The sequence below is a fragment of the Enterobacter cloacae complex sp. P38RS genome, assembly GCF_014930775.1.
In the GTDB taxonomy this organism is placed as follows: Bacteria; Pseudomonadota; Gammaproteobacteria; order Enterobacterales; family Enterobacteriaceae; genus Enterobacter; species Enterobacter bugandensis.
Genome location: NZ_JADBRS010000018.1, coordinates 13962 through 40190, shown reverse-complemented (window position 1 = coordinate 40190; position 26229 = coordinate 13962). Strand labels below are relative to the sequence as shown.

Sequence of the window (26229 nt, the reverse complement as noted above, 5' to 3'; positions counted from 1 at the left end):
AAAAAAAAGGCGGCACAGCGCCGCCTGATGTGGTCGTTATCGTCACGTCCCTACAAATCTGGAGAGTTTTTTCCCTCTTCGATGAACTCGGCGTCCAGCTCTTCGGCATTGCCCGCGTGATCGCGGCCGGAGAAGAGGTTCCAGCAGGCGATAAACAGCGCGGCGATGAGCGGCCCAATCACAAAGCCGTTAATGCCGTACAGCTCCATGCCGCCGAGGGTGGAGATCAGAATCAGGTAGTCCGGCATTTTGGTGTCTTTCCCCACCAGCAGCGGGCGCAGGATATTGTCCACCAGCCCGACAATAATCACGAAGAAGCCAACAATAAACAGCCCCTGCCAGAGCTGGTGCGTGGCGAACAGGTAAATGGCGGCTGGCACCCAGACAATCGCCGAGCCGACGGCGGGGACCAGCGAGAGGAACGCCATCAGCGCGCCCCAGAGCACGCTGCCGTCGATGCCCACGATGGCAAACGCGATCCCGCCGAGCGTGCCCTGAACGACGGCCACCACCGCCGTCCCTTTCACCGTCGCCCGGGAGACGCCGACGAACTTGGCGAACAGGTGCTGTTTAACAAAATCAGACAGCGGCAGGGAGTCGAGGATCTGGCGTACCAGATACGGTCCATCCTTCAGCAGGAAGAACAACAGATAAAGCATGATGCCGAAGCTAATCGCAAAACCAAACGTGCCTTTGCCGATCAGGAACGCGCTGCCTGCCAGATACTGCCCGCCCTGCAGCGCGACGTCGGAGAGTTTTTTCTGGATCTGCGCCGCGTTGGTCAGGTTGTGATCCGCCAGGAAGCCGCTGGCCCAGTCCGGCAAGTGGTTGAAGATGCTCGCCACTACCTCCGGGAATTGGGTGTTGTTCTCCTGAAGCTTCGTGTAAACCACGTTCAGCTCAATGGCGAGCGAGGAGAGGATCACCATCAGCGGGATAAAGACGATCAGGCAGATAATGCCAATCGTCAACAGCGAGGCAAGCCCGTTGCGCTCCCCCAGCGCGGTGCGCAGCTTGTTTTTTACCGGGTTGAAGATGACGGTCAGAATGGCGGCCCACAGTATCGCGGAGAAGTAGGGCGACAGCACGTCGAAGAAGGCCCAGGTCACAAGGGCGAGAATGAAAATAAAGAAACCTTTGGTCAGTCCGTTAAAGCGCATCAGTCAGTCCTGGTTACTAAGAAACTGTGACGACTATAGAACCGATTGCGAGAATTACCAACCCGGCGGCCAGTTCAGCAATATCGCAGTATGAATTTGCGCTTCACGGATAGCACTTTCGACTGACCGAAGATCGCACGTTCCCGCATCATGCTGTTAGTATCTGCTTGCGGAGGTGCTTATGGCCTGGCGTCCCATTCTTTATGTGATCCTCACAATCCACCCCAGACTCAGCGCGCGGCGCGCCCGTTTGCGTCTGGTCATCTAGCTTTTTATTAACAATCGCGGTATAACACCTTCTTTGGATGTTTAGATGTCCATACGTATAGAAGGTAATATGCAAACACAACAAGAAAATGGACAGCTTAAGCGCACCATGAAAACACGCCACCTGATTATGCTCTCGCTGGGCGGCGTGATTGGGACAGGGTTATTCTTCAATACCGGATACATCATTTCCACCACCGGGGCGGCGGGCACGCTGCTGGCGTACCTGATCGGCGCGCTGGTGGTCTGGCTGGTGATGCAGTGTTTGGGTGAGCTCTCCGTGGCGATGCCGGAAACCGGCGCGTTCCACGTCTATGCCGCCCGCTATCTCGGCCCGGCGACGGGCTATACCGTGGCGTGGCTCTACTGGCTCACCTGGACGGTGGCGCTCGGCTCGAGCTTTACCGCCGCCGGGTTCTGCATGCAGTACTGGTTCCCGCAGGTGCCCGTCTGGGCGTGGTGCGTGGTCTTTTGCGTGGTGATTTTCGGCCTTAACGTCATCTCCACGCGCTTCTTTGCCGAAGGGGAATTTTGGTTTTCGCTGGTGAAGGTCATCACCATCATCGCCTTTATTATCCTCGGCGGGGCGGCGGTCTTTGGTTTCATCCCGATGCAGGACGGTTCACCCGCGCCGGGCTTAAGCAACCTCACCGCCGAGGGCTGGTTCCCGCACGGCGGCCTGCCGATCCTGATGACCATGGTGGCGGTGAATTTTGCCTTTTCCGGGACCGAGCTTATCGGCATCGCAGCGGGTGAAACGGAAAATCCGCACAAGGTCATTCCGGTTGCGATCCGCACCACCATCGCGCGGCTGATCATCTTCTTTATCGGCACCGTGTTTGTGCTGGCGGCGCTGATCCCGATGCAGCAGGCGGGCGTGGAAAAAAGCCCATTCGTGCTGGTGTTTGAAAAGGTCGGTATTCCTTATGCCGCTGATATTTTTAACTTCGTGATCCTGACGGCGATCCTCTCGGCGGCGAACTCCGGGCTGTACGCCTCCGGGCGCATGCTGTGGTCGCTCTCGAATGAGAAAACGCTCCCGCGCTGCTTTGCCCGCGTGAACAAAAACGGCGTGCCGCTGACGGCGCTCTCGGTTTCCATGCTCGGCGGCGTGCTGGCGCTGTTCTCAAGCGTGGTGGCCCCGGACACGGTGTTTGTCGCACTCTCGGCCATTTCTGGCTTTGCGGTGGTGGCGGTGTGGATCAGCATCTGCGCGTCGCACTTCGTTTTCCGTCGCCGTCATCTGCAGTCCGGCCAGCCGCTCTCTGCGCTGCAGTACCGCGCGCCGTGGTATCCGCTGGTGCCGGTGCTCGGTTTTATCCTCTGCGTGGTGGCCTGCGTCGGCCTGTGGTTTGACCCCAGCCAGCGCATTGCCCTTTATTGCGGGCTTCCGTTCGTCGCCCTGTGTTATGGTGCCTACTACCTGACCCGAAATATGACATCGCCGGAGCCTGAACATGTTGCAGAATAATCCGCTTACCGCCATCCTTGAAAAACAGCCGTTTGTGGTGCTGGATGGCGCAATGGCAACGGAGCTGGAAGCGCGCGGCTGTAACCTTGCAGACAGCCTCTGGTCGGCCAAAGTGCTGGTGGAAAACCCGGATCTTATCCGTGAAGTGCATCTTGATTACTACCGCGCGGGCGCGCAGGTGGCGATCACCGCCAGCTACCAGGCTACGCCTGCGGGCTTTGCGGCACGCGGTCTGGATGAGGCGCAGTCCCGCGCGCTGATTGGCAAAAGCGTGGAGCTGGCGCGTAAGGCGCGCGAAGCGTACCTGGCCGAAAACCTGCACGCGGGCACGCTGCTGGTAGCGGGCTCCGTTGGGCCGTACGGCGCGTATCTGGCAGATGGCTCAGAGTATCGCGGCGACTATGTGCGTAGTGCCGAAGAATTCACAGAATTCCACCGCCCGCGCGTGGAAGCGCTGCTGGACGTGGGTGCAGACCTGCTGGCCTGCGAAACGCTGCCGTCGTTCACGGAAATAAAGGCGCTGGCCGCGTTGCTGACGGCGTATCCCCGCGCACGGGCGTGGTTCTCCTTCACCCTGCGCGACAGCGAGCACCTGAGCGACGGCACGCCGCTGCGGGAGGTGGTTTCTTCTCTGGAGGACTATCCGCAGGTCGTCGCGCTGGGCATCAACTGTATCGCGCTGGAAAACACCACGGCGGCGCTGAAGCAGTTGCATAGCCTGACGCCGCTGCCGCTGGTGGTCTACCCGAACTCGGGCGAGCATTATGATGCGGTAACCAAAACCTGGCACCACCACGGCGAAGCGTGCGAGACGCTGGCGGGGTATCTGCCGCAGTGGCTGGCTGCGGGAGCGAAGTTAATCGGCGGATGCTGTCGCACCACGCCGAAGGATATTGCAGAGCTGAACGCGCAGCGCTGAGTTTGTGCCGGGTAAGGCGCAGGCGCCACCCGGCACAAACCAACCGCACAAAATCAACTATCCTTTCCCGCTTTTTTTCTAAAAACGAATCGTCATTAGCGATTCTTTTTTATTCCTTTATCAAAATTCCCGCGCCGGAAATACTGCCCTCATAACAACAGGGGAGCAGGCACTATGGCAATTTCATCGCGAATCACACTTCTCGGCGCGCTGGCGCTGTGGGCATTTCAGGCGCAGGCGGTGGACGTTACCGTCGCATATCAAACCTCGGCTGAGCCGGCGAAGGTTGCGCAGGCGGACAATACCTTTGCGAAAGAGAGCGGCGCGAAAGTCGACTGGCGCAAGTTCGACAGCGGCGCGTCCGTCGTGCGTGCGTTAGCGTCCGGCGACGTGCAGATTGGCAATATCGGCTCCAGCCCGCTGGCGGTCGCGGCCAGCCAGCAGGTACCGATTGAGGTTTTCCTCCTCGCCTCTCAGCTCGGTAATTCCGAAGCGCTGGTGGTGAAGAAAAACATCACCAAACCGGAAGATCTGATCGGCAAACGCATCGCCGTGCCGTTTATCTCCACCACCCACTACAGCCTGCTGGCGGCGCTCAAACACTGGGGCATCAAGCCGGGGCAGGTGCAAATCATCAATCTTCAGCCGCCGGCGATAATCGCCGCCTGGCAGCGCGGGGATATTGACGGGGCCTACGTGTGGGCACCGGCAGTAAACGAGCTGGAAAAAGACGGCACCGTGCTGACCGACTCCGAGAAAGTGGGCCAGTGGGGCGCGCCGACCCTCGACGTGTGGGTGGTGCGCAAAGACTTTGCCGAGAAACATCCTGAGGTGGTGAAAGCCTTCGCGAAAAGCGCGATTGACGCCCAGCAGCCGTACATCAGCAACCCGGATGAGTGGCTGAAGCAGCCCGCCAATCTGGAAAAACTCTCCCGCCTGAGCGGCGTGCCGGAAGCGGACGTGCCGGGGCTGGTGAGGGGCAATACCTATCTGACCCCCGCGCAGCAGGTGCAGCAGCTAAACGGGCCGGTGAGCAAAGCGATTGTAGATACCGCCACCTTCCTGAAAGAGCAGGGCAAAGTGCCTGCGGTCGCGGCGGATTACAGTCAGTACGTCACCGACCGCTTTGTGAAATAAGGAGTCCGCCATGCTGAACATTACGAACCTGTATGCCGATTACGGTGGTAAACCCGCGCTGGAGGACATCAACCTGACGCTGGGCAGCGGTGAACTGCTGGTGGTGCTCGGCCCGTCCGGCTGCGGAAAAACCACGCTGCTGAATCTGATTGCCGGGTTTGTACCGTATCAGCACGGCACCATTCAGCTGGAAGGCAAAAAGGTGGATGGCCCTGGCGCCGAGCGCGGCGTGGTCTTTCAGAACGAAGGATTGCTTCCGTGGCGCAACGTGCAGGAGAACGTGGCGTTTGGGCTACAGCTTGCGGGTGTGAACCGTGAACAGCGGCTGGCAACCGCGCGGGCGATGCTGAAAAAAGTGGGGCTGGAAGGGGCGGAAAAACGCTTTATCTGGCAGCTTTCCGGCGGCCAGCGTCAGCGCGTCGGGATCGCCCGCGCGCTGGCGGCGAATCCGCAGCTGTTGCTGCTGGACGAGCCGTTCGGGGCGCTGGACGCCTTTACCCGCGAGCAGATGCAAACCCTGCTGCTGCGCCTGTGGCATGAGACGGGCAAGCAGGTGCTGTTAATTACCCACGATATCGAAGAGGCGGTGTTTATGGCGACCGAGCTGGTGCTGCTCTCGCCGGGGCCGGGGCGCGTGCTGGAGCGGCTGCCGCTGGATTTCGCCCGTCGCTACGTCGCGGGGGAGCCGGTGCGCAGCATCAAATCAGATCCGCGGTTTATTGAGCAGCGTGAATACGTCTTAAGCCGCGTGTTCGAACAGCGGGAGGCCTTCTCATGAGCATCGTCTTTAGTGAAAAAACGCGCCGCACGCGTCTGGCGCTGCGCTGGCCTTTCTCACGTCAAATTACGCTGAGCGTCGGTACGCTGCTGGTGCTGCTGGCAGCGTGGTGGGCGGTTGCGGCCCAGCAGTGGGTCAGCCCGCTGTTTCTGCCGCCGCCGGGACAGGTGCTGGCGAAACTCATCTCCATCGCCGGGCCGCAGGGCTTTATGGACGCGACGCTCTGGCAGCATCTCGGCGCAAGCCTGACGCGCATTCTGGTGGCGCTGCTGGCGGCGGTGGTTATCGGTATCCCGGTCGGGATCGCGATGGGCCTAAGCCCGACGGTGCGCGGCATCCTTGACCCGCTGATTGAGCTTTACCGCCCGGTGCCGCCGCTGGCCTATTTGCCGCTGATGGTAATCTGGTTCGGTATCGGCGAAACGTCGAAAATTCTGCTGATTTATCTGGCGATTTTCGCGCCGGTTGCCATGTCGGCGCTGGCGGGCGTGAAGAGTGCCCAGCAGGTGCGCATTCGTGCGGCGCAGTCGCTGGGGGCCAGCCGTACGCAGGTGCTGCTGTTTGTGATTCTACCCGGCGCGCTGCCGGAGATTTTAACCGGACTGCGCATCGGCCTCGGCGTGGGCTGGTCCACGCTGGTGGCGGCAGAGCTGATCGCCGCCACGCGAGGATTAGGGTTTATGGTGCAGTCGGCGGGAGAGTTCCTGGCGACTGACGTGGTGCTGGCAGGGATCGCGGTGATTGCCGCGATCGCCTTCGGATTAGAACTGGGGCTGCGCGCGCTACAGCGCCGCCTGACGCCCTGGCATGGAGAAATACAATGAGTGAACGACTGACCATCACCCCGCTGGGGCCGTACATTGGCGCGCAGGTATCGGGCCTGGATGTGTCCCGCCCGCTGAGCGATAACCAGTTTGAGCAGCTGTACCACGCGGTGCTGCGCCATCAGGTGGTGTTCCTTCGCGAGCAGGCGATCACCCCGCAGCAGCAGCGCGCGCTGGCGTTGCGTTTTGGCGACCTGCATATTCACCCGGTCTATCCGCATGCGGAAGGGGTGGAGGAGATTATCGTTCTGGATACCCACAACGATAACCCGCCGGACAATGACAACTGGCACACGGACGTCACCTTTATCGAAACGCCGCCCGCCGGGGCAATTCTGGCAGCAAAATTACTGCCAGAGACCGGCGGCGATACGCTGTGGGCGAGCGGGATTGCGGCGTTTGAGGCGCTCTCTGCGCCGTTCCGGGCACTGCTGAGCGGCCTGCGGGCGGAGCACGACTTCAAAAAATCGTTCCCGGAATATAAGTACCGTAAAAGCGAAGAGGAGCATCAGCGCTGGCTGGAAGCGGTGGCGAAGCATCCGCCGCTGCTGCACCCGGTGGTGCGCACCCATCCGGTCACGGGCAAGCAGGCGCTGTTCGTGAACGAAGGATTCACGACGCGCATTGTGGACGTGACGGAAAAAGAGAGCGACGCGCTGTTAGGTTTCCTGTTCGCACATATCACTAAACCGGAGTTTCAGGTGCGCTGGCGCTGGCAGGAGAACGACCTGGCGATCTGGGATAACCGCGTGACGCAGCACTACGCCAACGCGGACTATCTGCCGCAGCGAAGGATTATGCAGCGGGCGACGATTTTGGGGGATAAGCCGTTTTACCGCCCCTGATCCTGTAGTACCCGTAGGCCGGGTAAGCGCAGCGCTACCCGGCGAAAACGGTGCACAATTGCCGGCCAATTAAAGGTGCGCCTCAATATACCGCTGATAGCGGTTCGCCTTCAGGTAGCACAAATCCACCAGCACCAGACCGTCTACGCAATTGTTGAACGCCGGGTCGCTGCCAAAATCAATAAACTGCACGCCGCCGGGCTCGCATAGCTCGGAATACTGTTTATACAGCGGCGGTATGCCGCAGCCCAGATTGCCGAGCAGGGATTTCAGCTTCGTCAGATCGTCCACGTAATCCACGCCGCCAAACTGTGCCAGCACGTCCGGTAAGGATGCCGGATATGGCTGACGTGACGCGGCTAGCGGATGCGTCGCCGGGAACCACAGGCGGTAAAAGGCGACCAGCAGATCCCGTGCCGCAGGCGGTAAGCCGCCGGAGATGGAGACGGGGCCAAACAGGTAGCGATAATGTGGGTAACGCGCCAGGTAAGCCCCGATGCCGGACCATAAATAGTCCAGACCTCGACGCCCCCAGTAGCGCGGCTGAATAAAGCTGCGCCCAAGCTCAATGCCGTGCTCAAGCACGTCATGCATTTTGTCGTCGTAGTGGAACAGGCTGTAGCTGTACAGACCTTCAACGCCGCGTTTTTCGATCTGCATGGCCGTCGGCATAAAGCGATACGCCCCGACGATCTCCAGATCCTCTTCATCCCAGAGGATCAGGTGCAGATAATCGTCATCGTAGCTGTCGGTGTCCCGGCGTTTACCGCTCCCTTCCTCCACCGCGCGAAACGCAATCTCGCGCAGGCGGCCCAGTTCGCGCAGAAGAGGCGCCTCTTCCTGCCCGTTGCGCTGCCACAGGTAGATGGTTTTACCGTCGCTGGTTTTACCCAGACACTCCGCCTGCGCCAGCTCGCGTTTCAGGGTGGCCCGGTCTTCCGGCCGAGCAATGGCGCACTGGGTTTTGAAGACGCCAGGCAATCCCTTGCCAAGACGCATCACGTGCTGACGGCACTGCTCGGCCATCTCACGTGACGAAAGCGTGGCGCTATGCCAGTGATGCCAGGCGATTTGCTGGCCGATTTTAATCGGCAGCTGGCTGTGACGGCGGCGGAACATCTGCTGCATTAGCAGCAGCATCGACAATGTCGGCGACACCAGCGTGCTGGCATAAAAGAGCAGGCTGTTATGCGCCTGAATATGCACCGGCAGCAGCGGGGCGCGCAGCTTGCTGGCGAGTTTGATAAAGCCGGAGTGCCATTTTTTATCGCGAATGCCTTTGCGCGTGGGGCGTGAAACTTCACCCGCCGGGAAGAAGATCAGCACGCCCGCGTTTTGCAGGTGCTGCTCCATCTGAACCAGAGACGATTTCGCCGTCCTGCCGCCCATATTGTCCACCGGAATAAACAGCGAACTGAGAGGCTCAAGGTGGGTCAGCATCCGGTTGGTCACGACTTTAACGTCGCGCCGCACGCGAGAGACGGCGTACATCAGCGCCAGCCCGTCCAGCGTGCCTGTCGGGTGGTTGGCAATAATAACCAGTGGGCCATGTTCGGGGATTTGTTCGAGATCGCGGGCGGAAACGGTGCAGAGAATATCAAGGTGCTCCAGAACTTGCTCCACCATATCCAGTCCTTTCAGGTGGCGGTGAGCGGCGGCAAACTGCTGGAATTCTTCTTCGTAAAACAGCCTTTTTAACAGACTTTTTTGCCAGGGTGCAGGCCTCGCCTGAGGCCAAAGATCGTCGAGAACGCTATCGAGGCTAAACATGATTACTCCTCCTGCCGTCTTGCGAAGACAGTAGAAGGAGCAGATGTCGGTTGTATTGCAGTTTGGTGAAGATTAGCGGAGGATTTTTTTCTCGGCCAGATCCAGCGCGAAGTAGCTGAAGATCAGATCCGCGCCCGCGCGTTTGATCGCGCCCAGGCTTTCGAGGATCACTTTCTCTTCGTCGATGGCACCGGCCAGCGCGGCGAATTTGATCATCGCGTATTCACCGCTCACCTGGTATGCCCCCAGCGGCAGTTCGGTGCGCTCGCGAATGTCGCGCAGAATATCGAGATAGGCGCCAGCAGGTTTCACCATCAGGCAGTCTGCGCCCTGGGCTTCATCAAGCAGGGATTCACGAATCGCTTCCCGGCGGTTCAGCGGGTTCATCTGGTAGGTCTTACGATCGCCCTTCAGCGCCGTACCCGCTGCTTCACGGAACGGACCGTAGAAGGAGGAGGCAAACTTGGTGGAGTAGGACATGATGGCGGTGTCGGTAAAGCCTGCCGCATCCAGCGCCTGACGGATAGCCTGAACCTGTCCGTCCATCGCCGCAGACGGCGCGATGAAGTCCGCACCCGCAGCGGCAGCCACGACCGCCTGCTTGCCGAGGTTCAGCAGGGTGGCATCGTTGTCCACGCCGTGATCGCACAGCACGCCGCAGTGCCCGTGGGAGGTGTATTCGCAGAAGCAGGTGTCGGACATGACCACCATTTCTGGCACGGTATCTTTGCAGATGCGGGACATGCGGGCCACGAGGCCATCCTCTTTCCATGCATCGCTGCCGGTGGCGTCGGTATGGTGGGAGATGCCGAAGGTCATCACCGAGCGGATCCCCGCGTTGGCAATGCGTTCAATCTCGCGGGCCAGATGCTTCTCAGGAATGCGCATCACGCCCGGCATGGCTTCGATGGCTTTGTAGTCATCAATCTCTTCTTCAACAAAAATCGGCAACACCAGATCGTTTAAGGTCAGTGTTGTCTCTTCAAACATAGCGCGCAGTGCGGGTGACTTACGCAGGCGGCGGGGACGTGCAATTAAATCGGTCATGGTATGCCTGATGTTTGTGGAACAAAGAAGGTTAGTGTACCTCAAAGTGAAGTGAGGTGTTTTACTAAAGTGGGCATTTTGATACCGATTAATGCGGCCTGTCTATGATTGCCAGTGAAATATATATAATTAACTAATCCTGCGGAATGTCGGTTCGAATTATTGATGTTAATTCTATTACGAAGGGAATGTATAAATAAAAATGATCTGTTTATAAAACTTATATCACCTTTGCTTGTTTTGTTTATTTTGAATTTTTCTTTATAGTATTTATATTTAGCGCTCCTTTTTTCTCGTTTTACTTCTGCTGTTTGTCTGGATACGGACTTAAATGAATCATTCATTGAACCTTTTCTGAATGAAACTGCATAATTCACTCCGCAATTAAACATTGCTAATTGATTTACGGACAAACATGCTTACGTCCCTGAGGAGGGATGACCCAATGCAAACATGGAAAAAGAAACTGGTTGTATCTCAACTTGCATTAGCTTGTACGCTGGCTATCGCTTCTCAGGCTAATGCGAAAGATATTTCCGGTACGACATATAATACTTTTGGATATGATAATACCGCATCTACGCCGTGGTATTATGGCTACGCAGATTGGGATTACTCGGATGCCACCCATGATGGTGACATTTATCCGGTCATCAATAAATCAACCGTAAACGGTGTTATTTCGACTTACTATCTGGATGATGGGGTCAATGGCCGTACGAACGCGTTGAGTATTTCTAACAGCACCATTAACGGCATGATCACGTCAGAGTGTATGACCACGACGTGTGCAGATGGCGTGGATACTGACGGCACCAGTCATACCCAGTACGATCGTTTTAGCCTGACCGTTGATAACTCCACCATCAACGATGCCTACGAGCATTACGCGTATGATGTCGTCAATGGCGAGAATACTGAAACGCATTATCTGGACACCTATGGTCTGGGTAACGCAATTACCCTGGACGTTGAATCTGATATCGTTATTCAGAACAACTCCCACGTCGCGGGTATCACGCTGACGCAGGGTTATCAGGAACTGGATAACACACCATACGACGGCGTTGAAGGCGTTGCTAACAGCAGCAATGTCTTTACCGATACGCTGGTGGTGAAAGACTCCGTGCTGACCTCTGGTGCGTACAGCGATCTGGGCACCAACGGGTTCTACGGTCAAACGGCGAAGCCGAGCGACTACGGTGAAACCAACGCCTCGGCTGCGGATGATGCGGCGTTGATCGTTGCGGCCGGCGCGTCTGATAACGCCATGCAGACCACCGCTACCTTCGATCACTCTACCGTAACGGGTGACATTCTTTTCTCCAGCACCTTTGATAACAACTTCTACGAGAATGGCGATCCGGCAACGGATACCACTGAAGATGGTGTCTATAACCCAACCACCAACGGCTGGGACGGTACCGATACACTGGATGTTACGCTGACTAACGGCAGTAAGTGGGTCGGTGCAGCGCAGTCCAGCGTTGAAGCTATCGGCACTGCGCAGATGTATGGCCAGGGCTACAGCAACGTTGACTGGCACGCTCTGTCCCCGAACAGCATCTGGCCTGATTCTACCTTCGACAGCAACGGTCACGTTGCCGGTGAAGAGGTGTACCAAAGCGGCCTGTTCAATGTGGCGCTGGATAACGGTTCCGAGTGGGATACCCGCAAGGTCTCCAACATTGATGCGCTGACGGTGAACAACCAGTCTCAGGTCAATGTTGAAAACTCCGGCCTGCTGGCGGATTCAATCACCCTGACCAATGCTTCAACCATGAATATTGGCGACAGCGGAGCCGTGGCAACCGACAGCCTGTATCTGGACAGCTATAGCCGTGCGGCACTGACTGAAGAGACAGCAGAGCTGTATGCCAACACCATTACCGTAGACAACGGTGCCGAGCTGGCGCTGGGTCTGGGTCAGGTTGATACGCACAATATGGTACTGACCGATGGCGGCGTGCTCAACGTTGCCAGCCGCGATTATGTGCTGAACAGCGATCTGAACAACGCACGCTATATCACCAACGATCGCTACAACGCGGAGTATGACTACGGTGTTGTCGCGCTGAACTCCGACGGCCATCTGGCGGTGAACGGTGACGTTGCCGGTAACTACAAGGTGCGCATCGACGATGCAACCGGCGCTGGTTCAGTTGCCGACTACAAAAACAAAGAGATCGTTCGCGTCTACGACAATAACGCGGATACCGCAGCCAGCTTTACTGCTGCAAACAAAGCTGATTTAGGTGCTTACACCTATCAGGCGCAGCAGGAGGGTGACACCGTTGTTCTCCAGCAGAAAGAGCTGACTGACTACGCCAACATGGCGCTGAGCATTCCTTCTGCCAACACCAATATCTGGAATCTCCAGCAGGATACCGTGGGTACGCGTCTGACCAACAGCCGTCATGGCCTGGCAGACAACGGCGGAGCGTGGGTGAGCTATTTCGGCGGCAATTTTGACGCGGATAACGGCACCGTCAGCTACGATCAGGACGTAAGCGGCATTATGGTCGGTCTGGACACGCAGATTGACGGTAATAATGCGAAGTGGATCGTCGGTGGTGCAGCTGGTTTTGCGAAAGGCGATATCAGCGATCGTACGGGTCAGGTCGATCAGGACAGCCAGACTGCGATGATCTACGCGTCTGCGACGTTTGCGAACAACGTCTTCCTCGACAGCTCACTGAACTACACCCGCTTTAACAATGACCTCTCTGCAACCATGAGCAACGGTCAGTATGTTGACGGTGACACCACCTCTGACGCTGTTGGCTTCGGGATGAAGCTGGGCTATGACTGGAAACCAAACCTCTCAGGCTATATCACCCCTTATGCGGCGATTTCCGGCCTGTTCCAGTCAGGCGACGACTACCAGCTGAGCAACGACATGCGTATCGATGGTCAGTCTTACGACAGCATGCGTTATGAACTTGGCCTGGATGCGGGTTATACCTTCAACTACGGCGGCGAACAGGCTCTGACCCCGTACTTCAAGCTGGCTTACGTCTATGACGATGCTGACAATAATGCTGATATCAACTCTGACAGCATTGATAACGGCGTCGAAGGCTCTGCGGTTCGCGTGGGGCTGGGCACCCAGTTCAGCTTCACCAAAAACTTCAGTGCTTACACCGATGCGACTTATCTGGGCGGCGGCGACGTTGACCAGAACTGGGGAGCAAACCTGGGTGTGAAATATACCTGGTAAATAGAAAGCGCGGGGGATATTTTCCCCCGCTTTTTTATATGGTTTAAAAATAATAAAGAACCGACAGATACAGATGCTTTGAGGTATGCATGAACGTTAATGCGAAACCACTTTCTGAATTAAGCCGGCTCGCAAAATGTCTGGAAGTCGCCGGTACCCCCTTTAAGATCGAACCACAGCAATTAATAACAACCGGCAATAATGATGATGAGCCATTTACTTTTATAATACAGTCTGGTCTTACTGCTATCCATCGTAAATCTGATGAACTTCTGATGGGCATTGCGCAGGCACCTTTTATCTATGGTTTGAATGCATGGATAAATGATAGTTATCTGGAATATTCCATGATGACACACACAACCTGTTCTGGATTTTATTTACCGGCCTCTGCCACGCGTCAACTTATTCAGCAAAATCATCTCTGGCAGGATGCTTTCTGCTGGGTGTCATGGATTAACCATATTCTGGGCAAGCGTGACCTGCAGCTGGTGGGAAATAACTCTTATAGTCAGATCCGGGCGATGTTGATCAATATGGCCGAGTGGGATGACTCGCTGCGCTCAAAAATTGGCGTTATGAATCATATTCAGCGTAGCACACGTATTTCACGTTCGGTCGTTGCAGAAGTCCTGGCTGCGCTGCGTCAGGGGAACTACATCAATATGAGCCGGGGCAAGCTGGTCAGCATCAACCGCTTGCCCACGGAATATTAAGATCAGTTAGACGCAGTAAGCACCTGGGCTTTATTGGCGCTCAGTTCGGCCACCAGGTTATTGATGCCGTCACTCATATTAACGAAGCGCGTGTTCGGAGAACGGGTGACCACCACAAACGCGCCCACGTTGGACTGCGGAATCATTGCCATGTAGGTAATGAATCCGCCGCCGCCGCCGGTTTTCTGAATGATGCCCGGACGGCCATTTTTCGGCGCCATATAGACCCAGCCCAGGCCGAGCGCATCGGCTTTACCCGGCACGTCCATCCCGATGACGCGATGCAGCTGAGTACGCTGATAGATAAGGGTCTGCATACGATCGGCCTGGCTGCTGCGGGAGTAAAAATCCGAAGAAAGGAACTGCTGCATCCAGCGCATCATGTCGCCAGGGGTGGAATAGACCCCGCCGCTGCCCACGGCCGCCAGCGTGTTGTTACAGGGGCTTGCGCCTTTCTCTGCCACCATCAGGCGTTTGCACTGGTCCGGGGAAGGGGTAAAGGTGGTGTCTTTCATGCCCAGCGGACGCGTGATCTGCTCTTCAAAAAGCTGCGGGTAAGGTTTGCCCGCCGCCGTTGAAAGCGCATCCGCCAGCAGATCGAACGCCAGGTTCGAGTAAGAGGCCTGCGAGCCCGGGGCGGATTTCAGCGTGGCGGTGCTCAGGTAGTTCCAGCGCTGTTGGCGCGTTGGCCAGACAAAAACGTCGCGGTGCGCCGCGCCGCCCGGCTGCTCGCGCGGCAGAGCGCTGGTGTGCGTCGCGAGGTTCACCAGGCGAATTGGCGTGCCCTGATACGTCGGCACGCGGGCACCCGGCGGGGCGTATTTGCTGAGCGGATCGTCGAGCTTTACCACGCCCTGGTCGAGCAACTTCACCAGCATTTCGCTGGTCATCAGCTTGGTTAAGGACGCGACGCGCACAACGGAATCCAGCTGCGGACGAACGTTATTACCTGGACGCGTTTCACCAAAGCTGCGGAAAACGCGCTGGTTGCCGTCGATGACCACCATTGCCATCCCTGTCGCGCCGCTGCCGTAATAGATAAGGTTCGCGTAGCGATCGGCAATATCGGAAGCCAAAACGGGCGCCGTCAGCGGCTGGGCTGCCTGGGCGGTGGAGAAGCTCACCGCACACAGCGCGGCAAAAGAGAGCAGACAACGTTTCAACGAAAAGCATCCATGAAGTGAATGAGGAAAGTAATGGGTATTTATACTACTAATCGGCACCGAGCAATGCCCCGAATAGCATAACCATAGCGAGAAAAACGTAACCATGGGTAAATATGAAGAATTTCCCTGCGAGCGCTCTCCCATTTTGTGACATCGGGCTTATGATAGGCACCAGTGTTACTCAATCTTGCGGAGAACGGTATGTCTGAAAAGCGTGTGGTAATGGTGGTTGATATGCAGAACGGGGTGTTTGAAACCCCGCGTCATCAGCGCGAGACGTGTGTCTCTCTGATCAACCAGCTTACGCAGGCTGCCGACACGGTGATTTTTATTCAGCATGCCGAGGCCGGGGGGCTGGAAGAGGGAAGTGACGGGTTTGCGTTGCTGCCTGAACTCCATCAACCTGCCGGCGCGCTGTACGTGACCAAAACCGCCTGCGATGCCTTCTATAACACCGGGCTTGAGGCGCTGTTACGCGAGCAGGGCATTCGCGAGTTTGTCATCTGCGGCTGCGCCACCGATTACTGCGTTGACGCCACGGTCAAGAATGGCGTCAGCCGGGGTTACCACATTACCGTGGCGGAAGATGCCCACACCACCGCCAACCGCCCGGCTGCCGAAGCACAGATCCTGATTCACCACCACAACGACGTCTGGCGAAACTTCATTGCGCCAGCGAACCCTGTCGCGGTGAAACGCACCGAAACAATTCTCGAAAACTGGAAAGCGAACTAATAATCAACCCACGGGTCTGACCTTTTTGCCCGAGCCGGGGTCCGGCTCGGGCAAGGTATTCGTGTGGTAATGTGTTGAGCACAGCAACAACCATAACAACAAGAAGGAAGTATCATGTTTAAGTCTTTTTTCCCAAAGCCGGGGCCTTTTTTCCTGTCGGCATTTATTTGGGCACTGATCGCAGTCGTGTTCTGGCTGGCGGGCGGCGGTGCATGGCTGACGCGCATCGTGGGGGCGACAGGCGAGGTGCCGATTAGCGCGGCGCGCTTCTGGTCGTTCAGCTATCTGCTGTTTTATGCCTATTACGCGCTGTGCGTCGGGCTGTTTGCGCTGTTCTGGTTTAATTATTCCCCTCATCGCTGGCAGACGTGGTCCATTCTCGGAACGTCGCTGATTATTTTTGTCACCTGGTTTCTGGTCGAAGTGAGCGTAGCCATTAACGCGTGGTATGCCCCGTTCTACGATCTCATCCAGAAAGCGCTGAGCGCCCCTAACAGGGTGCCAATTGGCGAGCTTTATAATCAGTTAAAAATTTTTATGGGCATTGCCATGATCGCTGTCACCGTGGCGGTGCTGAATAATTTCTTCGTCAGCCATTACGTCTTCCGCTGGCGTACGGCGATGAACGAATTCTACATGACCCACTGGGAGCGTCTGCGCCATATTGAAGGTGCTGCTCAGCGTGTTCAGGAAGACACCATGCGTTTTGCGTCAACGCTTGAGGATATGGGCGTCAGCCTGCTTAATGCCATCCTGAAACTGTTTGCGTTCTTACCGATTCTGGTCGCGCTTTCTCCGCATATTTCAGCATTGCCGATTGTCGGACATTTACCGTACGGCCTGCTCATCCCGGCGCTGATTTGGTCGCTTATGGGCACAGGCCTGCTTGCCGTCGTCGGGATTAAGCTGCCGGGCTTAGAGTTTAAGAATCAGCGTGTGGAAGCGGCCTATCGTAAGGAGCTGGTCTACGGAGAGGACGACCCAACGCGCGCTGCGCCCCCGACGATAAAAGAGCTGTTCCGCAACGTCCGTTTCAACTATTTCCGGCTCTATTTCCACTACATGTATTTCAATATTGCCCGTATTTTCTATCTGCAGGTCGATACTGTTTTTGGACTATTCCTGTTGTTCCCGTCTATTGTTGCGGGAACAATCACGCTGGGCTTACTGACCCAGATTACCAACGTGTTCGATCAGGTCAGAAACTCGTTCCAGTATCTGATCAACTCCTGGACCACGCTGGTGGAGCTGATGTCCATCTACAAACGTCTGCGCAGCTTTGAACATGAGCTGGACGATCGGGACCTGCAGGAAGTCACCAACACATTTAGCTAATACAGGGAGTTGCTATGTCTTTTGCCGTACCGCGTGCGTTACCGCTGTCCTTGCTGGCTGCCCTCGTTCTGGCGGGCTGTGCCGAAAAAGGGGCTGCTCCGCTTAAAAAGGGCGAGAAGCCCGTGGATGTCGCAAGCGTTGTACGGCAAAAAATGCCCGCCAGCGTGAAGGATCGCAATGCGTGGGCGGATGCGCTGGCAAAAACCTTTGAAAGCCAGAAGATTGCCCCAACCGAGGAGAATATCTGCTCGGTGCTGGCGGTGGCGCAGCAGGAGTCGATGTACCAGTCAGACCCGGTGGTGCCGGGTCTCAACAAAATTGCCTGGAAAGAGATCGACCGCCGCGCGGAATCGATGCATATCCCGGTGTTCCTCGTGCATACCGCGCTGAAAATCACCTCGCCAAACGGCAAAAGCTACAGCGAGCGGCTGGACACGGTGAAAACCGAAAAACAGCTCAGCGCCATCTTTGATGATTTCATTAACATGGTGCCGATGGGGCAGAAACTGTTTGGCTCACTGAACCCGGTTCACACCGGCGGCCCGATGCAGGTGAGCATTGCGTTTGCCGAGAAGCATACCGACGGCTACCCGTGGGAAATTGACGGTACGGTGCGTCAGGAGGTCTTCTCCCTGCGCGGCGGGCTGTGGTTCGGCACGTATCATCTGCTGAACTATCCGGCGAACTACAGCGAGCCCTTGTACCGCTTTGCAGACTTTAACGCGGGCTGGTATGCCAGCCGTAACGCGGCGTTTCAGAGCGCGGTTAGCCGCGCAAGCGGCGTCAAGCTGGCGCTGGACGGCGATCTTATCGCCTACGGCAGCAGCGAGGCGGGAAGCACCGAGCGGGCGATCCGGAAATTATCGACAACGCTTGATATGAGCAACAGCGACATTCGCCGTCAGCTTGAGAAAGGCGACAGCCTGGCATTTGAGAAAACGGAACTCTACAAGAAAGTGTTTGCGCTTGCCGATAAGAAGAGTGGGAAAACGTTGCCGAGGGCAATTCTGCCGGGGATTCAGCTGGAAAGCCCGAAGATCACGCGTAACCTGACCACCGCCTGGTTCGCAAAACGCGTGGACGATCGCCGGGCTCGCTGTATGGGGCTTTAATGGCGACGACGAAAGCGCAGGACGAGCGCGACAACGCCTAAAATCATACACCCCGCGAGGAAGGGAACGAGGCCAAACAGCGTGCTCACGCCAAACCCGATTTCAACCCGCGGGCGTCCGTTATCCTGCACCTGCATCAGGTGTTCATAAACGCCCGGCGCGTGCACCAGCATATTAAGCAGCTGGGAGCCAGCCCAGAAGCAGAACAGGACAAACAGGGCATACGCGATATTACCCGCCGTGGAGGTTTTTGGTTTGCCGCCAAAAATCGGTTTCGACAATGTAAAGTCAGCCATGTTGACCTCCCGAAATATCACTCTGTTTTAATACGCGTCTTACGGGGTGAGTTTGACAGGTCATCGCATTTGTCAATATCAGAATCGTGGTAATTTTCGCTCAGGATTTCTCCTGGATTGTTGATTTCTGCAGCATGTCACAATTTGTTAACTTAAATGAAACTGCACCGCATTTCAGAATTTCCGCATCTGCCACAGACCTGGCGGTGAAACTGTGAGAGGATGTCTTTTTTTCCTGCCGGAGTTGTTATGAAGCTCACGTCCAAACTTCGCCGTGACTGGCACTACTACGCCTTTGCTATCGGGCTGATCTTTATTCTTAACGGCGTCGTGGGGCTGTTGGGATTTGAAGCAAAAGGCTGGCAAACCTATGCCGTGGGCCTGGTGACCTGGGTAATCAGTTTCTGGCTGGCAGGGCTGATAATCCGCCGCCGTCCGGAAGAGACGACAGCGGAGGAGACGGCTAAGGGTGCCGATTAGCCGTTAACGGAACTTTTCAGAGCGCTGTCGGCGGCATGACGCTCCAGCGCCAGCTCGATCAGGCGGGTGATCAGCTCAGAGTAGCCAAGCCCGCTGGCCTGCCACAGTTTTGGATACATGCTGATATTGGTGAAACCCGGCAGCGTGTTGATTTCATTGATCACCACCTCGTTCTCCGGCGTCAGGAACACGTCCACGCGTGCCATGCCGCTGCAGCCGAGCGTCTGATAGGCCTCAATGGCGATCGCCCGGATCTTATCGTTAATGGCCGGATCGATATCCGCAGGAACAACAACCTGGGCGCCTTTATCATCAATATATTTGGTGTCGTACGAGTAGAAGTCGCTGTTTAAGACCACTTCACCGCAGGTGCTGGCCTGTGGGAAATCGTTGCCCAGCACCGCGCACTCAATTTCGCGGCCTTTGATCCCCTGCTCAACCACCACTTTATGGTCGAACTCGAACGCCAGACGGACGGCTTGCGTGAACTCTGTTTCGGTGGTGACTTTGCTGACGCCCACGGAGGAGCCCTGGTTGGCTGGCTTCACAAACAGCGGCAGACCCAGTTCAGCGCTAATTTGCGCGAAGCTGTGCTTGTCGCGGTTGGCGCGGGTGAGCGTCACGAACGGCGCGATATTCAGCCCGGCATCGCGCAGCAGGCGTTTGGTGACGTCTTTGTCCATGCAGGCGGCGGAGCCCAGCACGTCCGAGCCCACGAACGGCAGGTTGGCCATGCGTAACATTCCCTGCAGGGAACCGTCTTCGCCGAGGGTGCCGTGCACGATGGGGAAGACTACGTCGATCTGGGCGAGAGCCTGCGCGTTGCCTGCGTCGATGAGCTGACCCTTCACGACGCCGGGTACGGTGGCGACGCTAATTTCCGAAGGATTAAGGGCGATGTGTGCCGGATCGTGGGCATTCAGCAGATACTGGCTGGCATCGTTAACATGCCACTGGCCCTGTTTATCAATGCCCAACAGCACCACGTCGAAACGGCTTTTATCGATCGCATCGACGATATTTTTAGCCGATTGCAATGACACCTCGTGCTCCGCTGATTTTCCCCCAAAGACAATACCTACGCGCTGCTTTGCCATCTCACTCTCTTCCAGTCTGACGAAAAGCCAATAACATACCACGATGCCCTGCGGGTTTCGCGGCCTTCTGCCATAATGTTTTGGGGAACAGTGAGGGGGGAGAGTGAAAGGAAAAACGCTGCTGACCATTTTCATCCTTGGGGCAATCGCAACGGCGGGCTATCGCTGGCTGCCGTCTTACTACAACCCTTTCACGCCGCTGAACCTGGACGACCCGCCTGGCCGCATTACCCAGTATAAGCTGCGGCGCTTAACGCCCGAAGCCTGCGCGAGCCTGTTAGCGCAGGCTAATCAAAAAAAACTGATCCGCACCCAGGCGGTCGCTGACAGCGGCGGGGAATGCCCGCTGAACAACGTCGTGCGCGTGCGTGATTTTGGCCCGGTGAGCCTGAACGGCAGTTTTCTTGCCAGCTGTCCGCTGGCGCTCAGCTCAGCCCTGTTTGTCAGCCAGCAGGCCCGGCCCCTGACTAAACGCTTTACCGGCAGTGAACTGACGCGCATTGAGCACCTCGGCAGCTTTGCCTGCCGCAATATCTACCACCGGCCCGATGCGCGGCGCAGCGAGCACGCCACGGCAGAGGCGCTGGATATCGCCGCTTTTCGGCTGGCGAACGGAGAGCGCGTTACGGTACTTAACGGCTGGAAATCGGCAAAAACGCAGCCCTGGCTGAAGGCTCTGCTGGCGGCAAGCTGCGGTTACTACGGAAACGGTCTTGGGCCGGAATATAACGCGGCGCACGCCAGCCATTTTCATATGGGAATGCGCGGCTTTGGTCTCTGCCGCTGAAGCATAATCTTCCGCCAGAAAATGGATGAATTGTGACTTATTTCACAAATATGATGACTGGGAAGATAAAACACCAAAGTCAGCGAGGCCGCATCTCTGGTGCGACGTTAAGGCGCGTAACTTGCTAATCTGACGGCGAATTCGCCTAAAAATGAAGACTATTTCTGTATGGAATCCTGGAAAGTTAATCTCATCTCGGTCTGGTTCGGCTGCTTCTTCACCGGGCTTGCCATCAGCCAGATCCTGCCGTTCCTGCCGCTGTACGTGTCACAGCTGGGGGTCAGCTCCCACGAAGCGCTGTCCATGTGGTCCGGGCTGACGTTCAGCGTCACGTTTCTGGTCTCCGCCATTGTGTCACCGATGTGGGGCAGCCTGGCGGATCGGAAAGGGCGCAAGCTGATGCTGCTGCGCGCCTCCCTCGGGATGGCGATTGCTATTCTGCTCCAGGCCTTCGCCACCAACGTCTGGCAGCTGTTTTTCCTGCGGGCGGTGATGGGGCTGACGTCTGGGTATATTCCCAACGCCATGGCGCTGGTTGCCTCTCAGGTGCCGCGCGAGCGCAGCGGCTGGGCGCTGAGTACGCTCTCCACCGCCCAGATCAGCGGCGTTATCGGCGGCCCGCTGCTGGGAGGCTTTCTGGCTGACCATGTCGGTCTGCGCGCGGTATTCATCATCACCGCAATCCTGCTGGTGATCAGCTTTCTGGTTACGCTCTTTCTTATCAAAGAGGGGGGCCGCCCCGTTATCAGTAAATCTGAGCGCCTGAGCGGCAAGGCCGTCTTCGCCTCGCTGCCATACCCGGGACTCGTAATTAGCCTGTTTGTCACCACCATGGTGATCCAGCTCTGCAACGGTTCGGTCGGCCCGATTCTGGCGCTGTTTATCAAGTCAATGGAGCCGGACAGCAACAATATCGCCTTTCTCAGCGGCATGATTGCCGCCGTGCCGGGCGTCTCCGCGCTGATCTCTGCCCCGCGTCTGGGAAAACTGGGCGACAGGATCGGCACGGCGCGCATCCTGATGGCGACGCTGATTTTTGCGGTGGTGCTCTTTTTCGCCATGTCGTTTGTTACCTCTCCGCTTCAGCTGGGCGTGCTGCGGTTTTTACTCGGCTTTGCGGATGGCGCTATGTTGCCCGCCGTACAGACATTGCTGGTCAAATATTCCAGCGACCAGGTCACGGGGCGTATTTTTGGCTATAACCAGTCGTTTATGTATTTAGGCAACGTCGCCGGTCCGCTTATTGGTGCGTCCGTTTCTGCAATGGCGGGTTTTCGCTGGGTATTTGCCGCGACGGCGATTGTCGTTTTAATCAATATTATCCAGCTGGCTATTGCCCTGCGTCGCCGCAGAAAAATAGCGGAAGCGAAATCAGCGAAATAACCTTTTCGCTGATGTATTATATATTCTTATGGTAGCCGCATTTTTATATAACAAAATGCGGCGTTTTTTTTATAGAAAAACGTTTCGCTGAAAAGATCGCTGCGCTAATTTGGCGGCAATGTCACTTTTGCATAAGATAATACTTTTCTCCGCTTTGCATATTTCATTCCTGGTGTTAATTTCAGAGGAAATCCCATAAGGAAATAGCACGATGAAAAATCTCATTGCTGAGTTGCTGGTTAAGCTTGCACAAAAGGAAGAGGAGTCGAAAGAACTGGTCGCCCAGGTCGAAGCGCTGGAAATAGTTGTCACCGCGCTGCTGCGGCAGATGGCAACATCGGATCAGCAGGCGTTAATTGAAAGCATTGAAGGAGCGCTGGATAAGGCGCGGCCCGATACGCAGGTTCCGCCACAAGATGCCGAGTTGCTGCAGCAATACGTAAAGAAGCTGTTGAGGCATCCGCGCAGTTAAGCCGTTACTGACATGTCATAGGATTGTCATGCAGGATGCCTGGAGTCGCTCTGTTTTATTTTTGTATTTGTACATGAAGAAAATAAATTGAAACAGAGCGCGCTTTTTAGCGCGTTACATTCCCTGTTAATTACCCCTGCTATTTATGCTGATACCGTCAATTCCTGCGCGCTGGAACTGAAATGATAAATTCCCGGCGGAAATCACATCTGCCGGGTGGTTTTTTTCCTGTCACGAACCAGACTTACAGAGAATGTTCACAAAAGGATGGTGCAATGAAAACAACATTACTGGTTACTCTGCTCTCCGGCCTGTTCCTGATCTCCTCGGCGAACGCGGAAGAAAAAACATTAACGCCGCAACAGCAACGCATGACCACCTGTAATCAACAGGCGACGTCCCAGAGTCTGAAGGGGGATGCACGTAAAACCTACATGAGCGACTGCCTGAAAAACGGCGCCGCGAAACCCGGCGAAAAAAGCCTGACGCCGCAGCAGCAAAAAATGCGCGAGTGTAATGCCAAAGCAACCGAACAGTCCCTCAAGGGCGACGATCGCAGCAAGTTCATGAGTGCCTGCCTGAAGAAAAAAGTGTAGTTCTAACGGGTGAGCGGCTCCGGCGGCTCACCCGAAATTTCATACTTTCCCCGCAGTCCCCCTCTCTATAATTTGGGAAAATGTTTCAGAATATTCCCAAAAATGATGAATGATGACATTTATTACTACAAAAAGCGCATTCGGGAAGAGTGGAGTTTAACCCTTTCTCAGGATGACCCTCACCGTACCGGCATCCAGTTTGCCAGGCGAGCCCGGCTGGCGCGCGTTGTCGGTCTGGCGGCGATGTTTGTCCCGGTGGCGGAAATTCTGGTCAGCCATTTTTTACCCGGCGGCTGGTGGTTGTTTCTGGTGGGGTGGGCATTCATCTGGCCGCACTTTGCCTGGCAGTTATCCTGCCGCGCCGCTTCACCTCATCAGCAGGAAATTTTTAACCTCAAGATGGATGCCGTTATCGCCGGGGTCTGGATCGGCGTGATGGGGATGTATGTATTACCCACTGCGGCGCTGGTGATGATGGTGGGGATGAACATGATGGGCTCTGGCGGCTGCCGCCTTTTTATCGCGGGGATCGTGCTCACCCTGCTTACTGCGCTGCTTACGTTACCGCTTGCTGGCAGAGCGGTGCCCTTTAATCCGGGGGCGCTGGAGTGGGGCTTAACGCTTCCTGTCCTTATGCTTTATCCCATGCTGTTTGCCTGGCTTAGCCATCGAATGGCCGTCAGGCTGGCGGAACATAAGCGGCGGCTGGAAATGATGAGCACCCGTGACGGGATGACCGGGGTGTTTAACCGCCGACATTGGGAAATGCTGCTGCGCAATGAATTTGAGCACTGTCGCCGGAGCCACTGCACCGCCACGATATTGCTGATTGATATCGACCACTTTAAAAACATCAACGATACCTGGGGGCACGACGCAGGCGACAAGGCCATCGTGGCCATTACCCGCCAGCTTCAGATGTCGGTACGGTCAGGCGATGCGATAGGCCGGTTTGGCGGGGATGAGTTCGCGGTGATTATGTCCCAGACGGCCGCTGAAAGCGCCATCGCCGTCATGTCGCGGGTTCACGCGCGGCTGGAAACGCTGTCGTTACCGTGCGCGCCGAAGGAGCCTCTGCGCATCAGCGTGGGCGTGGCCCCCTGGGGGCCGCAGTTTGTACACTATCGGGAATGGTTGAAGGCGGCAGATGTGGCGCTGTATAAGGCGAAAAATGCCGGGCGCGGCCGCACCGAAGTGGCCGCCTGACGCCCGGCCAGACATCAGGATTTACTCAGCTTCTCTGACTTTTCCATGCATTTTGCCATCGCTTCGATAACCGCAGAACGGAACCCGCGTTCTTCCAGCACCCGCACCGCTTCGATGGTGGTACCGGCCGGGGAGCAGACCATATCCTTCAGTTCACCCGGGTGTTTACCGGTCTCCAGCACCATTTTGGCGGAGCCCATCACTGCCTGCGCGGCGAATTTATACGCCTGCGCGCGCGGCATACCGCCAAGCACGGCGGCGTCCGCCATCGCTTCTAAAAACATGAAAACGTACGCGGGGGCTGAACCGCTCACGCCGACCACTGGATGGATCATGGATTCTGCAATCACTTCCGCCTCGCCGAAGCAGCGGAAAATGTTTAGCACGTCCGCCACCTCTTCTGAAGTCACCAGCGCGTTAGGGGTGACGGAGGTCATACCGGCGTTGACCAGTGAGGGGGTATTCGGCATCGCGCGGACGATTTTACGATCGTGGCCCAGCGCGCGCGCCAGCTGATCGAGCGTCACGCCTGCGGCAATCGACACGACCAGCGTCTCTTTATTCAGGCTGGAGGTGATGTCGCTTAACACTTTGATCATGATGTTCGGCTTAACGGCACCAAAGACGATATCGGCAACCTGGGCCACCTCCTGCGCGCTTTCGGCGGCGTTGATCCCGTATTGATCGCGCAACGCGGCGACGTTATCCGGTGACGGGGTATAAACCCAAATCTGACCCGGCAGAACCTGCCCGCTGGCGATCAGGCCGCCCAGGATGGCTTTGCCCATGTTACCGCAGCCGATAAACCCGATTTTCTTGTCCATCATGATTCTCCGTCATTATGCGTTGTTTTCTCTGATTGATAGCTTAACAACGAAATGCAGGCGACAATAGTCGGCAGAGTCATTATGGGGAGACAACATGGCGATTTGGGTTGATGCGGACGCGTGTCCGAATGTGATTAAAGAGATTTTATTCCGCGCCGCCGAGCGCGTTCAGATGCCGCTGACGCTGGTGGCGAACCAGAATATTCGCGTCCCGCCTTCGCGGTTCATTCGCTCCCTCCGCGTGCCGGCCGGGTTCGACGTGGCAGATAATGAAATTGTTCGTCTGTGCAGCGCGGAAGATCTGGTCATCACCGCCGATATTCCGCTGGCGGCGGAAGTGTTGGAGAAAGGGGCAGCGGCGCTCAATCCTCGCGGCGAGCGTTATTCGCCTTCAACCATCCGGGAAAAACTCACTATGCGTGATTTTATGGATACGATGCGGGCCAGCGGCGTGCAGACCGGTGGACCGGACAGCCTGTCCCAGCGCGATCGCCAGCAGTTTGCTGCCGAACTGGATAAATGGCTGCTGGAAGTGAAGCGCCGTACGGCGTAATGATAATTATTGTCAATATGTGGTACAGTG

The 26229-nt window shown here is 56.5% G+C and carries 25 protein-coding genes; 18 read left to right on the top strand and 7 right to left on the bottom strand.

Translation table 11 applies throughout. The annotated features are described in order from the left end of the window. Positions 1-50: 50 nt before the first annotated feature. Positions 51-1160 (bottom strand): AI-2E family transporter, encoded by a 1110-nt coding sequence (locus IM303_RS18750; RefSeq protein ID WP_045259869.1) that lies wholly within the window; start codon positions 1158-1160, stop codon positions 51-53. A gap of 337 nt (positions 1161-1497) precedes the next feature. Between IM303_RS18750 and mmuP the strand changes: the two genes are divergently transcribed. The 6 genes from mmuP (at position 1498) to tauD (ending at position 7401) form a co-directional block, all read left to right on the top strand. Beyond that, a complete protein-coding gene (gene mmuP / locus IM303_RS18745; RefSeq protein ID WP_193360163.1) occupies positions 1498-2898 on the top strand; it encodes an S-methylmethionine permease in 1401 nt (466 codons plus the stop codon). Next, complete coding sequence (mmuM, locus tag IM303_RS18740) at positions 2885-3817, top strand: homocysteine S-methyltransferase (RefSeq protein WP_193360162.1); 933 nt, start codon at positions 2885-2887, stop codon at positions 3815-3817. Before mmuP ends, mmuM begins: the two co-directional genes overlap by 14 nt. A gap of 174 nt (positions 3818-3991) precedes the next feature. After that, on the top strand, positions 3992-4954 hold the full coding sequence (gene tauA, locus IM303_RS18735; RefSeq protein ID WP_049001834.1) for a taurine ABC transporter substrate-binding protein: 963 nt from the start codon (positions 3992-3994) through the stop codon (positions 4952-4954). 10 nt (positions 4955-4964) lie between these two features. Then, positions 4965-5732, top strand: a complete 768-nt coding sequence (gene tauB, locus IM303_RS18730) for a taurine ABC transporter ATP-binding subunit (protein ID WP_048957570.1) — start codon at positions 4965-4967, stop codon at positions 5730-5732. Further along, positions 5729-6556, top strand: coding sequence for a taurine ABC transporter permease TauC (gene tauC / locus IM303_RS18725; RefSeq protein ID WP_041911117.1), 828 nt, complete (start codon positions 5729-5731; stop codon positions 6554-6556). The genes tauB and tauC overlap by 4 nt, the downstream gene beginning before the upstream one ends. Further along, positions 6553-7401 carry a taurine dioxygenase gene (tauD, locus tag IM303_RS18720; protein ID WP_049001836.1) on the top strand — a complete coding sequence of 283 codons (849 nt, stop codon included), beginning with the start codon at positions 6553-6555 and terminating at the stop codon, positions 7399-7401. The genes tauC and tauD overlap by 4 nt, the downstream gene beginning before the upstream one ends. Before the next feature lie 69 nt (positions 7402-7470). Here tauD and IM303_RS18715 read toward each other — a convergent pair whose 3' ends face one another. Then, a complete protein-coding gene (locus IM303_RS18715) occupies positions 7471-9171 on the bottom strand; it encodes a lysophospholipid acyltransferase family protein (RefSeq protein WP_049001837.1) in 1701 nt (566 codons plus the stop codon). A gap of 72 nt (positions 9172-9243) precedes the next feature. Then, entirely contained in the window at positions 9244-10218 is a 975-nt protein-coding gene (gene hemB / locus IM303_RS18710; protein ID WP_028012112.1) for a porphobilinogen synthase, read from the bottom strand. Positions 10219-10663: 445 nt separating this feature from the next. On the opposite strand from hemB, the gene IM303_RS18705 reads away from it, so the two are divergent. Beyond that, on the top strand, positions 10664-13438 hold the full coding sequence (locus IM303_RS18705) for an autotransporter outer membrane beta-barrel domain-containing protein (RefSeq protein ID WP_049001839.1): 2775 nt from the start codon (positions 10664-10666) through the stop codon (positions 13436-13438). Between the two features lie 89 nt (positions 13439-13527). Further along, complete coding sequence (locus tag IM303_RS18700) at positions 13528-14154, top strand: helix-turn-helix domain-containing protein (protein WP_049001841.1); 627 nt, start codon at positions 13528-13530, stop codon at positions 14152-14154. 2 nt (positions 14155-14156) lie between these two features. Here the strand turns inward: IM303_RS18700 and ampH are convergent, their stop codons facing one another. Next, positions 14157-15317, bottom strand: a complete 1161-nt coding sequence (gene ampH / locus IM303_RS18695) for a D-alanyl-D-alanine-carboxypeptidase/endopeptidase AmpH (protein WP_041911111.1) — start codon at positions 15315-15317, stop codon at positions 14157-14159. A 204-nt stretch (positions 15318-15521) separates the two neighbouring features. On the opposite strand from ampH, the gene IM303_RS18690 reads away from it, so the two are divergent. The 3 genes from IM303_RS18690 (at position 15522) to IM303_RS18680 (ending at position 18502) form a co-directional block, all read left to right on the top strand. Next, positions 15522-16055, top strand: a complete 534-nt coding sequence (locus IM303_RS18690; RefSeq protein WP_041911110.1) for an isochorismatase family protein — start codon at positions 15522-15524, stop codon at positions 16053-16055. A gap of 114 nt (positions 16056-16169) precedes the next feature. Beyond that, the gene (gene sbmA, locus IM303_RS18685; RefSeq protein WP_028012117.1) at positions 16170-17390 is read left to right on the top strand and encodes a peptide antibiotic transporter SbmA; all 1221 of its coding nucleotides are present in this window, start codon (positions 16170-16172) and stop codon (positions 17388-17390) included. 14 nt (positions 17391-17404) lie between these two features. Beyond that, positions 17405-18502, top strand: a complete 1098-nt coding sequence (locus IM303_RS18680) for a DUF1615 domain-containing protein (RefSeq protein ID WP_049001844.1) — start codon at positions 17405-17407, stop codon at positions 18500-18502. Here IM303_RS18680 and IM303_RS18675 read toward each other — a convergent pair. Further along, positions 18499-18798, bottom strand: coding sequence for a DUF2755 family protein (locus IM303_RS18675; RefSeq protein WP_014882725.1), 300 nt, complete (start codon positions 18796-18798; stop codon positions 18499-18501). The genes IM303_RS18680 and IM303_RS18675 overlap by 4 nt on opposite strands. A 249-nt stretch (positions 18799-19047) precedes the next feature. On the opposite strand from IM303_RS18675, the gene IM303_RS18670 reads away from it, so the two are divergent. Next, entirely contained in the window at positions 19048-19278 is a 231-nt protein-coding gene (locus IM303_RS18670; protein ID WP_028012119.1) for a DUF2754 domain-containing protein, read from the top strand. On the opposite strand, the gene ddlA is transcribed toward IM303_RS18670, so the two are convergent. Beyond that, complete coding sequence (ddlA, locus tag IM303_RS18665; protein WP_049001847.1) at positions 19275-20375, bottom strand: D-alanine--D-alanine ligase; 1101 nt, start codon at positions 20373-20375, stop codon at positions 19275-19277. The genes IM303_RS18670 and ddlA overlap by 4 nt on opposite strands. Before the next feature lie 103 nt (positions 20376-20478). On the opposite strand from ddlA, the gene IM303_RS18660 reads away from it, so the two are divergent. The 5 genes from IM303_RS18660 (at position 20479) to adrA (ending at position 24819) form a co-directional block, all read left to right on the top strand. Next, positions 20479-21162, top strand: a complete 684-nt coding sequence (locus IM303_RS18660) for an extensin family protein (protein WP_049001850.1) — start codon at positions 20479-20481, stop codon at positions 21160-21162. A 168-nt stretch (positions 21163-21330) separates the two neighbouring features. After that, the gene (locus tag IM303_RS18655; protein ID WP_049001852.1) at positions 21331-22545 is read left to right on the top strand and encodes a multidrug efflux MFS transporter; all 1215 of its coding nucleotides are present in this window, start codon (positions 21331-21333) and stop codon (positions 22543-22545) included. A gap of 211 nt (positions 22546-22756) precedes the next feature. Further along, a complete protein-coding gene (iraP, locus tag IM303_RS18650) occupies positions 22757-23017 on the top strand; it encodes an anti-adapter protein IraP (protein ID WP_049001853.1) in 261 nt (86 codons plus the stop codon). A 275-nt stretch (positions 23018-23292) separates the two neighbouring features. Beyond that, positions 23293-23613, top strand: a complete 321-nt coding sequence (gene psiF, locus IM303_RS18645; RefSeq protein WP_041911105.1) for a phosphate starvation-inducible protein PsiF — start codon at positions 23293-23295, stop codon at positions 23611-23613. A gap of 102 nt (positions 23614-23715) precedes the next feature. After that, positions 23716-24819, top strand: coding sequence for a diguanylate cyclase AdrA (gene adrA, locus IM303_RS18640; RefSeq protein WP_049001855.1), 1104 nt, complete (start codon positions 23716-23718; stop codon positions 24817-24819). 14 nt (positions 24820-24833) lie between these two features. Here the strand turns inward: adrA and proC are convergent, their stop codons facing one another. Next, the gene (gene proC, locus IM303_RS18635) at positions 24834-25643 is read right to left on the bottom strand and encodes a pyrroline-5-carboxylate reductase (RefSeq protein ID WP_041911103.1); all 810 of its coding nucleotides are present in this window, start codon (positions 25641-25643) and stop codon (positions 24834-24836) included. Positions 25644-25740: 97 nt separating this feature from the next. Between proC and IM303_RS18630 the strand changes: the two genes are divergently transcribed. Beyond that, the gene (locus IM303_RS18630; RefSeq protein WP_010428006.1) at positions 25741-26199 is read left to right on the top strand and encodes a YaiI/YqxD family protein; all 459 of its coding nucleotides are present in this window, start codon (positions 25741-25743) and stop codon (positions 26197-26199) included. Positions 26200-26229 lie beyond the last annotated feature (30 nt).